Annotated in this window: 10 protein-coding genes; 7 read left to right on the forward strand and 3 right to left on the reverse strand. The window is 42.9% G+C overall.

Annotation, left to right across the window (positions count from 1 at the left end):
- Positions 1 to 109: 109 nt before the first annotated feature.
- Entirely contained in the window at positions 110 to 4273 is a 4164-nt protein-coding gene (locus HCZ91_RS03370) for an Rne/Rng family ribonuclease (RefSeq protein ID WP_179798160.1), read from the reverse strand.
- 1189 nt (positions 4274 to 5462) lie between these two features.
- Here HCZ91_RS03370 and HCZ91_RS03375 point away from each other — a divergent pair.
- Together HCZ91_RS03375 and HCZ91_RS03380 are read left to right on the forward strand one after the other, a co-directional pair.
- Complete coding sequence (locus tag HCZ91_RS03375) at positions 5463 to 6473, forward strand: RluA family pseudouridine synthase (RefSeq protein WP_179798161.1); 1011 nt, start codon at positions 5463 to 5465, stop codon at positions 6471 to 6473.
- 134 nt (positions 6474 to 6607) lie between these two features.
- The gene (locus HCZ91_RS03380; RefSeq protein ID WP_179798162.1) at positions 6608 to 7315 is read left to right on the forward strand and encodes an HAD-IA family hydrolase; all 708 of its coding nucleotides are present in this window, start codon (positions 6608 to 6610) and stop codon (positions 7313 to 7315) included.
- 123 nt (positions 7316 to 7438) lie between these two features.
- Here HCZ91_RS03380 and yihA read toward each other — a convergent pair whose 3' ends face one another.
- Positions 7439 to 8209 (reverse strand): ribosome biogenesis GTP-binding protein YihA/YsxC, encoded by a 771-nt coding sequence (gene yihA / locus HCZ91_RS03385; protein WP_179798163.1) that lies wholly within the window; start codon positions 8207 to 8209, stop codon positions 7439 to 7441.
- Between the two features lie 404 nt (positions 8210 to 8613).
- On the opposite strand from yihA, the gene HCZ91_RS03390 reads away from it, so the two are divergent.
- The 4 genes from HCZ91_RS03390 to HCZ91_RS03405 all read left to right on the forward strand — a co-directional run bounded on the left by HCZ91_RS03390 (position 8614) and on the right by HCZ91_RS03405 (position 11783).
- Positions 8614 to 8949, forward strand: a complete 336-nt coding sequence (locus HCZ91_RS03390; RefSeq protein WP_057758239.1) for a c-type cytochrome — start codon at positions 8614 to 8616, stop codon at positions 8947 to 8949.
- A 318-nt stretch (positions 8950 to 9267) separates the two neighbouring features.
- Positions 9268 to 9936 carry a c-type cytochrome gene (locus HCZ91_RS03395; RefSeq protein WP_179798164.1) on the forward strand — a complete coding sequence of 223 codons (669 nt, stop codon included), beginning with the start codon at positions 9268 to 9270 and terminating at the stop codon, positions 9934 to 9936.
- 354 nt (positions 9937 to 10290) lie between these two features.
- Complete coding sequence (locus tag HCZ91_RS03400; protein ID WP_179798165.1) at positions 10291 to 11424, forward strand: hypothetical protein; 1134 nt, start codon at positions 10291 to 10293, stop codon at positions 11422 to 11424.
- A complete protein-coding gene (locus HCZ91_RS03405) occupies positions 11412 to 11783 on the forward strand; it encodes an RnfH family protein (protein WP_346342174.1) in 372 nt (123 codons plus the stop codon). Before HCZ91_RS03400 ends, HCZ91_RS03405 begins: the two co-directional genes overlap by 13 nt.
- 33 nt (positions 11784 to 11816) lie before the next feature.
- On the opposite strand, the gene bamE is transcribed toward HCZ91_RS03405, so the two are convergent.
- Complete coding sequence (gene bamE / locus HCZ91_RS03410) at positions 11817 to 12236, reverse strand: outer membrane protein assembly factor BamE (RefSeq protein WP_102094721.1); 420 nt, start codon at positions 12234 to 12236, stop codon at positions 11817 to 11819.
- 317 nt (positions 12237 to 12553) lie between these two features.
- Between bamE and fur the strand changes: the two genes are divergently transcribed.
- Positions 12554 to 12988 (forward strand): ferric iron uptake transcriptional regulator, encoded by a 435-nt coding sequence (gene fur, locus HCZ91_RS03415; RefSeq protein ID WP_179798166.1) that lies wholly within the window; start codon positions 12554 to 12556, stop codon positions 12986 to 12988.
- Position 12989: the final 1 nt, after the last annotated feature.

The raw sequence follows: 12989 nt of genomic DNA on the forward strand, positions 1-12989 counted from the left end.
TGCTTTCTATTGTCTCTCGTTTGAATTAGCAAGTAAGTTTGACTGTATTAAGATAAAAAGCCCCAAAGCTACAAATAGCTTTGGGGCTTTTACATTTGAGCTTATATGACTAGCTGTCGCTGTCTACATCATCAGATGCGAGCTTTTCAGCCTGCGTCGGCTTCTTATGATCCATCTTAGGCTTACGACTGCGCGCCTTTGGTACTTTTGGCGTAGTCAGATTAAACATACCAGTCTGTGGAAGCAATTGCTCAGCCACATTTTCGATCATGTTTTTATAGCTGGCTATGGTCGTCTTAGACTTAGCTGCCTGACTGTCATCTTTGCTAGCCTCTTTAGTAGCTTCTACTACTACCGATTCAGTCGTCTGCTCAGTCTCTAACACGTTTTCTGCAGCATTTTCTACTTCATTGCCAGTTTGCTCTGCAGGGATTTCGACCTCCGCTTCCTTAGCTTCTGACTGAGCACGCTCGACTTCTAGCAATTGCTCACTATCAGCACTGACATTTTCTGTCTGTGTCTGATTGGCGAGGGCAGTCGCTTCAACGTCATGCGCATCGACTTCGTTATCGGTTTGCACGACGGTAGCTTGTTCAGCAGGTACGCTCAATACAGTGGGTTCCTGATAATCAGGGTGCTGTCCGCGCGGATCGTTGCTAGCACGCTTAGTGATAGCACGTGGCTCAACGTCTGTCTTACCTTGTGGTGCTGCGAATTGACTGACAGCTTGAGTCATCGCTTCAAAGCGTGCGAGGTAGTCGGCAGCCAATGGTTGATAGCCATAGTTACTAAAGACAAAGCTCTGGCTAGCAGCATTAGAGCTATTATTAGCACCCTGAGATTGCTCATTATGCAACGCAATAGTCGCGATAAAGCAGTTGATAATGCCTTCTTCTGCTAAGCGCGTTTGCGCCTCTGGTAGCGTTGCACGAATAAACTCACCAACCGTACCACGTATTGCTGGCACATTAGTAGCAGCTGGCTTATCCGCTTGAGCAGCTTGCTGAGCGAGTACTACACGTGGATCGTTACTCGCTTGACCAAATTTCTCAGCAGTCACGTAACGTGCGCCAAATAGTGCTTCATGGGTTAGCTCAAGTGCTGAGTTACTCACATTACCTGTGCTTGCACTATTACTATCAGCCTGAGTGTTTTGAGCTTCACCACTCTTACTCACATTTTCAGCAGTCTTGGTTTCCTGCTGTTTTGGAGTCTGAGTTTCTTTAGCTTCTTCTACGTCAGTAGTTACCGACGTTGGAGCTTCTGCTTTACTTTCGGTGTTACTTGTAGAAGTCGATTGAGCTTCTACAACTACAGGTGCTTTTTTCTCTTCAGCAGCCTGCTCATGCTTAGGAGCATTGTTTTGCACCTTAGCGTGTTCAGTAGTTGCACGCTTATCATCATTTACCTGATTAGCGTTGGCTTCCACCGTACTTTTTTCGTTATCGCTTTTTTCATCAGCGTTCGGAGCACTGGTGTTTTGCTTACCAGTGTTCTGCTTATTGCTACTATGCTTATCAGTAGGTTCTTGAGCAGCTGTTTCGTTTGAGCGCTCATCTTTTGCTACGTTATTTGTCGCGCTTCGCTGCTCACTAGTCTGAGTTTTGGCCTGTGTGGATTTGCTATCATCTAAAGATAGGTGCACCACTTCAGGTGCTTTTAGCTCAGTTGGCGCTTCATTGACCTGTAGCACGACTTCGTTAGGGTCTTGATTACGGCGTGCGCTATGTTGATTTTTGCTATTGGCAGCATCGTGGTTTCTAGCGTTCTGCTGCTTGCTGTGCTTAACGCTGTCAGCCGTTAGTGTTTCACCGCGCTCTAGCTTACCGCGTGAGCCGCGTTGGCTATGCGATTTACGCTTAGTACGAGTTTGCTCATCTGCTTTAGAGCTGTTTCCGTTATCAGCATCACTGCGCTCGCTTGCGTTACGATTGCTGTTCTGTTGATTGCTATCTTGGCGGTTATTACGATTGCGATCGTTCGTGCGTCTGTTATCGTTCTGACGCTTGTCTTGCTGTCTTTGGTCTTGAGTATCAGACGACTTGTCATCAGCACTGTTTGAGCCAGTACTTTCTGAGCTACTGTTTACGTTGCCAGCAGTCTCGTCAGTTGTCTCTTTTCTTTGACGCGGCTTAGAAGATCTAGACTTACGCGGCTTACGTCTTCTTCTGTCTTCATTGCTGCTGTCGTCAGTCTCGCTGTCATTGCGACGCGCCTGTTGACGATTAGCATTGTTATCTGACTGTTGGCCGTCGTTTTTCTGACTGTTGTTTTGTTGAGTTGGCTGCTCACTAGTTACAGCGGCACTATTCAATGCATTGCTATCAACTTGACCAAACGAGCCTAAGCTTTGCGCGCCAGTGTTTACTAGCGCTTCGATTGCTTGAGCGGCATCTCGGCTACTGACACTAGGTGTGGTTGTGGCTTGCGGCGCTTGAGCGAATAGATTTGATAACCACGCAACGGCTTTCGGTTGAGCAGTAGCCTCGACACTCTGTGTCTGCGGTGCTACTGGAGCGGCAACACTAGCAGTTTTATTGGCTTGCGGTGCATGTGCAGGCGACACGTCGTTGGTATTTTTATGATTACGACGATCATTGCTATGATTTACCGTATCATTCTGCGTTTGCGTGGCTGCATTCTGCTGTGTGTTTGAGCGGCTCTGCTTATTATCTGCAGTTTTACGAGGCTGGCGAGTAGGCTGCTGTTCAGGACGTTCTTTTTCAGCAGTCTGCCAGTCAACGTTGTAGCCAAGGTCACTATGCTCTTGTTGCTGAGTATCAGTGATACGCTCATAGCTCGATGGAGCAAAGCCATCACGGTTGAAATGGAGCTTGAAGTTTGGTGATTCTAAATGCGCGTGTGGCAAAATAGTAATACGCGTGCCACTGTCTTGCTCAAGATAAACCAAGCTATCGCGCTTCTCATTTAATAAGAATGCAGCGATGTCCGTTGGAACTTCTGCTTGTACTTCACCTTGACGTTCTTTTAGAGCGATTTGCTCAATTTGACGCATGATAGATAGCGACAATGAACGCAAGTCACGAATCATACCGTTGCCATGACAACGTGGGCAAATATAGCCAGTTGACTCTTCTAACGAAGGACGTAGACGCTGACGGCTCATTTCCATTAGACCAAATTTAGAGATATCACCAAACTGAACGCGTGCACGGTCATATTTGGTCGCGTCAATCAGACGTTTTTCTACTTCTTTTTGGTGCTTATTGTCATTCATGTCAATGAAATCAATAACGATTAAACCACCCATATCACGCAAACGAAGCTGACGAGCAATCTCATCGGCTGCTTCTAAGTTGGTATGGTAAGCGGTCTCAGCAACATCTGAACCTTTGGTTGACTTAGCTGAGTTAATGTCGATAGAGACTAGTGCTTCTGTTTGGTCAATAACGATTGAACCACCTGATGGCAGACGAACTTCACGCTGATAAGCGGTTTCGATTTGCTTTTCGATATTGAAGCGCGAAAACATCGGCTCATAATCGGTATATTTGCGTAACTTTTCGGCTTGTTTTGGCATTACCGCATCGATAAACCCAGCCGCTTCAATGTAAGCATTTTCGTTATCGATCCAAATTTCAGCGATGTCATCACGTAGATAATCACGAACAGCACGTGTGACAACGCCCGCTTCTTGGTGAACCAAGCGCGGTGATGGGTATTTTTGGTTTTGTTCTTGAATGGCTTGCCAAATATTGAGCAAGTGGTTTAGATCGTGCTGCAAGTCTTCTTGCGTTTTACCAATACCAGCAGTACGGATGATGACACTCATGCCTTTTGGTAAATCAAGATTGCTCAGCATACGCTTCATATCTTCACGCAGTTTGCCTGAGATTTGACGTGAGATACCACCGCCGCGAGGGTTGTTTGGCATCAATACCAGATAACGACCGGCTAATGAGACATACGTCGATAGGGCAGCGCCTTTATTGCCGCGCTCTTCTTTTTCGACTTGGACGATTAGCTCGTCGCCTTCTTTGATCAGTTTTTTGATGTTTTCGTCACGTGGGTTGCCGCTTAGGTATTCAGCAGAGATTTCACGGATTGGCAAAAAACCTTGGCGCTGAGAACCATATTCGACGAATACTGCTTCAAGCGATGGCTCGACACGAGTCACATGGCCTTTATAGATGTTAGATTTTTTTTGCTCGCGAGTACGGTTTTCTAGGTCGAAATCGTACAGATGATTGCCTTTACATAAGGCGACCCGAATCTCTTCGTTTTGAGTAGCGTTGATCAAAATGCGTTTCATATTTGTATCCTATGAGTACGCATGACAACGATAAGACAGTCTTTAGGACATAGTGGCAAGTGTGGCTAATATTGTGATTAGCGTGTGTAGATGTTCATTAACGGTAGAACGTAAATCGTGGGTTTCATAAAGCACATGGGCTTTTTCAATGGCTTCTTTTTTTACCTGAAGTAATGAGCGGTGCTCACGTTAATATCAGTAATATAGGGTGTAAGGCTATGGTACTTATATTTTATCATCAGTAAACTTGGTACATATATGATTGGGTCAGCGAGTCAAAGCGCTCTTATTCTCAGTACGTTCTATTGGTAGTGATTTCAGCGCACGTTGTAAGCGTGGGCGAGGGTCAGTTACAGTTCTAAAAAATACTGATATTAAAAAGGCGTGGCGCTGTTGCCATTCATCCATCAAAGTCTAACAATAATATCGCGGTCATGATTGCTACTATATAGTGGCGTCATTCAGCGGTTGTTTTTCAGGTGAAGCAATTGGTTACTCTTTGTTTATCGTTCTTTGTATAACGTCAATAATATCTTGGGTGTCTCAAGGTTAGGTGTCGCAGCTTTTGTTATCAGCGGGGCGTACTTGGCAAACAGAGTAATGGACCAGCTTGTCAGCGTGGTATCGTATTTACATTGTTATCGTCATCTGTTTGACCACCAATACTTAGGCAGCTATCGATATACTTTTCGATCCTAACGCTAAACTACCCATACTTGCTCAACTATGCTGGCATAAAGAACCATCAGATAAATAGTCATTAAATAATGATTGGTTATCGAGTACGGTCGTTGTCATGCAATTAGTGAGTCAGTGTTGTGTTGTAATCGGTTAATAAGCTGATTTATTATCAGCGTGATTAACGCGATGGTATTTAGTGTCACTATTTATTTTATGGTACCGAATAACATTCAGTACAGTATTTTTAATTTGTAGGGCTATATTTGGTAAGTAATACCTCTAAATAAATAACGCGCCCTAAAATCAGATGAAACGTGTCAGGTCAGCAGCATAAATAGTGTCAACCTCTTTACTGGCAAGTAGTAGAAAACTAACAGGCAATAAAAGGGTGGTCAACTATTTGTAACAACAATGATTATTGCTGTCGCCTCTGCTTAATTGTCGCTCAACATGCTAAACTATAGCAAATCTTTGTGTAAATACCTAACTAAAAATGACAAACTCAAAAATGACTGACGACGCTACTACCCATGAAGCCCCTGCTATTTTTAATAGCAAAACACGCCCACAAAGCGCTGACGATGAGATTAGCAACTTCGGTAAGGTGAACTACCTCGAAGTAACGCGCCATCAACACGATCAACGTTTGGATAATTTTTTGTTAAACCGTTTAAAAGGTTTGCCAAAATCACATATCTACAAAATGATTCGCTCAGATGAGATACGCGTCAATAATAAGCGCTGCAAAGCACACGATAGAGTGCAGCGTGAAGATGTGGTACGTATTGCCCCTGTAGAGCTAGCAACACGCGAAAAACCAATTATTAGTACCGAGTTCGCCAAAAGTTTGCTGGCGCGAGTGGTTTACGAAGATGACGGTTTGATAGTGCTAAATAAGCCCTCTGGTATCGCTGTTCATGGCGGTAGCGGCTTGGACTTTGGTGTTATCGAAGCCATGCGTGAAGTGACGGGTAAAAAATACCTAGAGCTAATCCATCGCATTGATAAAGACACATCAGGGTTACTGATGATTTCCAAGAAACGCTCAACGCTCAAAGTGTTGCAGCAGCATTTGGTAGACAAGACCATTCAGAAGCACTATCTGTGTCTTGCCAAAGGACAACCTGCGCTTAATGAGCAACGTATCAATGCGCCGTTGCTACGTTATACACTTGCTAGTGGTGAGCGCCGAGTGAAAGTAGATAGCCAAGACCCTCAAGCGAAAGAAAGCCAGACTGATATTATTATTCATGATCGCTTTACGATTAATAGTCAACCAGTCAGCTTAATTGAAGCTAAGCCATTGACGGGTCGCACGCATCAAATCCGCGTACATTTAGCGCATATCGGTCATGCCATTTTAGGTGATGACAAATATAACGTTCATGACAAATCAGGCGTCCATCGTCTGTGTTTACATGCATGGCGCTTAGACATTCCAGGCTACAAGACCATTACTGCGCCATTGCCAGACGATATGGCAGATTGGCTACCAGAAACAACGAAATTGCCTGAATAGTTTTTCAAAATTAACTCTTAAGCCAAACTATTTTTTTTATTTTCCTAAACGTCACGATATCTTATTTTTACGAATAAGCCACCGTGACGTTTTAGTATCTGCTATTTATTACTGTTATTCATTAAGGTAAGTCCATGACCAAACCAGCTACAACTTCAGAGTGTGTTATAAATGCTCAACTATCGGTAGAACACAATCTGTCTGACAAAACGTTAATTATTTTTGATTGGGACGGCACCCTAATGGATTCAATCGGCCTGATTGTTGAGTCTATGCATGTGGCTGGCGAAGCACATGGGTTTGAGACGACTGATAAAGCTGTAAAAGATATTATTGGTCTGAGCTTGATGAATGGGATTAAAATTTTATATCCGCAGGCAAACGATGCGCAGTTGCGTGAGATTCAGCAAACCTATGCAGAGTACTATATTGCCAATAGTCATAGTACGCCGCTATTTGAACCGATAGAGCATATGTTGCAAACTTTGCAGCAGCAGGGCAAAACGCTCGCCGTAGCAACTGGTAAAAAAAGAAAAGGGCTAGATCGTGTATTAGATGCCTCAGATAGCCATGATTATTTTGCGATTACGCGTTGTGCTGATGAGTCAGGCTCCAAACCTGATCCACAGATGTTGACCGATATTTTGGAATACACGCAGCAGCAGGTTTCTGATGCTGTGTTTATCGGTGACAGTATATATGACATTCAGATGGCAACAGCATTGGGCATGACCAGTATAGCGGTGAACTATGGTACGGCAACGAGTGCAGAGCTTGCTGCGCAAAATCCAACCTATCAGGTTGATACTCCACAAGCGCTAGCGGCTTTGCTATGCGGGTAGAGCTACTTTTACAATTCTTATTGTTTTTATAACATAACGATAATAATAATGAGTGAATAAACAGGCAATAAAAAAGGGTTTATCGTAATAGCGATAAACCCTTTTTATTAAAGACAACGATGTTTATTTGTTTTCTTTATCAACGCTCTCTTTTTCACCGCTTTCTTTTTCAATAGCATCTTCTAACTCATCGCCTTCTAGTAACGCAAAAGAAGACTCGATAATTTTGTCTGCATCAAGCTGATACTCATACCAGTTGCCCATTATCCCAGCCAACTCATCGAGACCTTCTTTTCTGAGAGCCGAAAACAACTGAATGGTACAGTTTAAGCCCAGTTTTTTCAGTCTTTTACGAGTCTCAAGGAGGGCGTTCTTAGAAGCACCGTACTTCAGTTTATCTGCTTTGGTCAGCAGAATATGTACTGGTAGCTCACCATCGTTTGCCCAGTGCAGCATTTGCTCATCAAAAAACTTAAGCGGATGGCGGATATCTGTCATCAATACCAGACCTGCAAGGCTTGAACGTGATACCAAGTATTCTTCTAGCTCAACCTGCCATTCTTTTTTCATCTCTAGCGGAACAGCGGCATAGCCGTAACCAGGCAAATCGACCAAACGTCTGTCAGTATCACCGATACTAAAAAAGTTAATCATCTGCGTGCGTCCAGGTGTCTTAGACGAGCGAGCCAATTGACGCTGATTGGTTAAGGCGTTGATGGCTGATGATTTGCCAGCGTTTGAGCGACCTGCAAAAGCGACTTCCAATCCCATATCAGGCGGACAGAGACGAAAGGTAGGTGCTGACATCATAAACTCAGTTTGCTGAATTTTCTGACGAGATTTGGTATTGAACAAAGCATGTTCAGCGGCGACATCGTTAAACGGGGTACTCATAAATGGCTCATTAATCTTAAAAAATTGGATGCGATTATAAAATTTTAGTCAGCTGATGATTCAAGTCATCGGTGCGGTCAAGTAATTGGTCAAGCAATAGGTAAATCAAGGTAAAAGGCTATTTTTCATCGATGCAATTATGTGTGAATCATAAAAGTAGCTATTTAATATTACTGGCTATTCTATACTATTCCGCGTCTTACTTATTGAAATAACTGCGATTAGCATCATATAAATAGTAGGATAACATTAAAGTTGGCCTGTCATTAAGACAAGTTCTCAGCTTTAACAAAGCCATATCCAAATTATCTATGTTTATATGACATATATTGTTACAATGTTTAACGAGAGACGTTTAATAGAACGATTGATGAGACACGTGAAATATCACGAGGAGGTGCTCTATGTTTTCAATCAGTAAACTTCTTAGCACGAGTTATCGCGCTATAACGGCTAGCAGTGCTGCACTATTATTAAGTGGCATTATGATTAGCAGCGCAGGTGCGGCGGATATCGCCACTACCTATAATAACTCATGTGCAGCCTGTCACGATAGTGGGGCGCTAAATGCCATCAAAAAAGGTGATAGTGCCAAATGGCAACAGCTGATTAAACAAAAAAGTATGCCGACGCTTATCAAGTCCGTCAAAGGTGGTATGCCACAGATGCCAGCAGGTGGTCTTTGCGACAAATGTAGTGATGACGACTATCGTAAACTTATCGAATATATGAGCAAATAATCGACTTATAAATATAATTTGAACATATAAAATAAAGCGCTGGGCTAATAACCTATCTGCGCTTTTTGTTTTTGCGTCATATTGTATATTGTGTTGCCAGAAAACTGATGGATACTATGATTAAGTAGGCAAATGATACAAAGTCTTGCTATAATAATCGAAAATAAACCCTGATGTTAGTAAGTACTTTCAGACTGCTTGTGTCCAAGACCTCAAAATATACGCCATTCTCATGATTAAAGAGGCGGCTATATCAGGTATCTTACCAGTGCAATCACTCTAAATAATGCTTACGCCGAGCTAGTAGGATTTGTATCAATGAAAAAGTTAATCGCTGCTGCCAGCTTATGCGTTGCAAGTTTCAGCGTACAAGCTGCTATTATTGTTCCTGAATATGACGTCAATGCAGGTCAAAAAGTTGCAGAAACCGTTTGTGCCGCTTGTCATGGTCTTAATGGCGTCAGCATTGTTCCTGCACAGCCAAACCTTGGCGGCCAAAACGTAAAGTACCTATATAAACAGCTAATCAACTTTAAAGCAGGCTATCGCAAAAACGGTATCATGCAATCACAAGTTGCTAATCTGTCTCAACAAGACCTAGCCAACGTAGCAGGTTATTACGCCAGTCAAGCGCCTTGGGGCGTTGGCTACGGCAACCCTGCAACCAACCAAGAAGCGACTAAGCTATTCTTGGGCGGCGACAAGTCGCGCGGTGTTATTGGTTGTGCCGGCTGTCATGGTCCAGACGCCGCAGGTAACACTTGGGCTGCATTTCCAAAACTAGGTGGACAGCATGCTCAGTATATTGCTACTCAGCTAAAACTATTCCGTGCCGCTGGACGTGTTGATGATATCGATAGCGATGATCAAAAACGAGTCAATGATGCAGCCAAAGAAGGCGAGATGGGTATGATGCAAACGGTTGCATCGAAACTATCAGATCGTGACATTCGTATCTTGTCAGATTATGTAAGTGCTATTCACTAATTGAGTCGCACTGATGCGATATCTGATACATACTTTGCTTTGCATAGAAGGCCATTGAATGAAGCCACTGAGTACTGAATCGCATATTGATTATATCTGAACGACTAAACCCCGATTTCGGGGTTTTTTTATAACTGTTTGTCCCTTATATTAAGACAGTATTTAGATGAATTCATTTACAGAGGCCAGTCGTTGCTCTGTATAATTATAAATTATCGTTATTCACTTTATACCGATTTTCAAAATACGATTAGCCTTGTCAAACATGTTCGGTCTACCATGCGTGGTACTTGCACTTGTTTTATTTGCTACTCTAGTTTTTGTGAATGGTATTAGATCGTTTGGATTGAAATTATGATGATCCGTTATGCTTCTTATTTTATCGCGGCGCTACTACCGTTATTGCTATTTCGTTGGTTTGCACCTGCGTCAATTGGTGAGATTGATTTTTGGTTACTATGGTTATTAGCCATGGTATTGGTTGCACTGCCAGTTGTCTACGCTGAAATAGCGTTGGCCTATCGCAGTGTCGAAGGACCTCTAGCGGGTATGCAAAAGCTCACTCGTGAAGCAGATGTCAGTCCAATATGGCGCAGCTTTGGTTGGTTAGCGGCATTAGTCTCTATTCTGATTGCAGCGTTGGTTATATCTGGCGCAAGTACAGGTATATTGTCTGCGTTAACTGAGCTAAATAGCGTACCCGATGTACCGAGCTTCGCAGTTGCTGCAGGCCTGATGGTCATTGCGTTACTCTTAAGCTTGCTAGGTGTTGCGCCTCTACCTATTGGTTTGGGATTGATGGTAATAGGGTTGCTACTAGGGTTCGCAAACGGTGTGCCAAGTGCTGGTTTTGCCATGACGGATGTCAGTTTGACGGAATGGGCTCGTGCAGTCGCGTTAGCATTAGTCAGTGTTGGTGCAGGTACAGGATTATACTGGTTCGGTCAGAACTTGGTGAGTAAGCAAACAGTCACAGCAGTAGAAGCAAACAATCAGCAAGCAAAAAACAGAGCGGCTACTCGTGAGTACCGTGCAACCAAGTTAGTGTTACCGATTTGGGTGTTGCAACTGCTGATAGGAGTAGTGGTTTTATTTACTAGTGGTATGTCGCTACCACCAATTGGACAGCTGTTATATTGGGGCGGGGTGTTATTTGTAGCCAGTTACTTGCTGCATTACAGCACACAACAGTTAACGCATAAGTTTGGATTACTGGTTAGTTTGATAATCACTTTTGCTGTAGCGTTATTATTAGTGGTTGCGATACCAACAGCATGGTTAGTTGGCATCTTGGTCATTATTAGTAGCATTGCTGTACTATTATTATCAGTATTTGCGGGTTGGCAGATGAAAATCAGTCATTTACGTAAATCACTAAATTTTAGCAATGAAGCAGTTTATAACTTGTGGCGAGTGGCGATACGTTTAGTCGTACCATTAGCATTGCTGCTAGCATTGATAGGTTGGGTGATGCAGTGGTTGAGCTAACAGTCGAAGGTCGTGACAGCAGTGTGCCACAGTCTACGCAAGCCAATCTAATGACAGTATATCTGGCGTATGCTGAAGATGAGCAGCGCCAGCATTATCTAGCTTTGCAGGTTAAACAAGGTACTAGTTTATATGAAGCATTGGCGCAAGCAGGGTGGCTTGAGAAATTTGCAGAACTGGCGAAGTGGTGTGAGCAAGTAATAGATATCACCACGCCAACTGCGAAACGTTGGCATGTGGGAATTTATGCACAGAAACAGCCATTAAGCTATTTGCTACAGCCTTTTGACCGTATCGAGGTATATCGCAGTTTAAGCGCTGATCCTATGTCTCAGCGCAAAAATAAATCTCGTAGCTAACCGTTAACTATCTAAGCTAATAGGTTTCGCTGACTATGATGCTGGCAGACTCTCAATACCTTCGATGCGCGTGACCAAACCATTATCATCAAAGTAAACAACTAAATGCTGGCTAGCGTTTTTGACATCTGCGATGCCTTTACGGCTACCTTCAGTGCCTGCTTTGTAGTCATAGATATAATCCCAGCGTTTAGGCTCAAGAGTATCTCGAATCGCAGGGCTGCCAAGAGTATAAAGAACTTGGTTTTGATTCATACCCACTTGTAGCTTCTGGGCTTGGTTTTGAGTAATCGCTGTGCCTTGTGGCAAATCAATCTTATAAACACTCAATAATGAGCAGCCAGACATAGCAACAGTAGCGCTAAGCATACTGGTGATAACGATCTTACGTAATGCGCTGGTGTGGCTTAACGGACGGAAATTTAATGTCTTTATCATGGTAAGATGACTCATAAGAAATGAATTAGGTGTGGCCAGCGTTAGGTCGTACCAGTCTGACCGACAATCTTGGACAAATGATACGTCATTTACTTGCAATTGCCTACCACTTACGACATTATTTACCAAACACAATCTGAATGGTTAGATTAATTATATTTTAAATTCATAGGCTTGCATCTCGATATTTAGAAAATAATAAGAGAGATGTCTGCATAAGTTTCATCAGTTTATTATTGATCATTTACTTTATATTAAATAAAAATAATCTTTGCTGATTATTTATCTCATATTTTCTATTTGTTAAGGCTGTTACAGTCAAAAGGGATATTATGGCTTCTTTTACCAATCAAGATTTACGTAGAGCAGGACTCAAGGTCACGTTACCTCGTATCAAAATTTTAGAGTTATTAGAAAGCGCAGAGCTGCATCATATGAGTGCAGAGGAAATATATAAGGCACTTATCGAGCAAGGTGAAGATGTAGGTCTTGCCACTGTCTATCGTGTCCTAACACAGTTTGAACAAGCAGGTATTGTTGAGCGTCATAACTTCGAAAACAATCTATCTGTATTTGAGATTACCCAAGAAGAGCATCACGATCACCTAGTTTGTGATGTGTGTGGCAAGATTATAGAGTTTCATAATGAAGTCATCGAAGAAGAGCAGCTGAAAGTAGCAGAGAAACATGGCTTTAAACTGTCTGGGCATTCTCTTGTGCTATACGGCATTTGTGCGGATCAAGCCTGTAGAGATAGCGCGAAGTAAT

This window comes from Psychrobacter sp. BI730 (assembly GCF_013414195.1).
Classification (GTDB): Bacteria; Pseudomonadota; Gammaproteobacteria; order Pseudomonadales; family Moraxellaceae; genus Psychrobacter.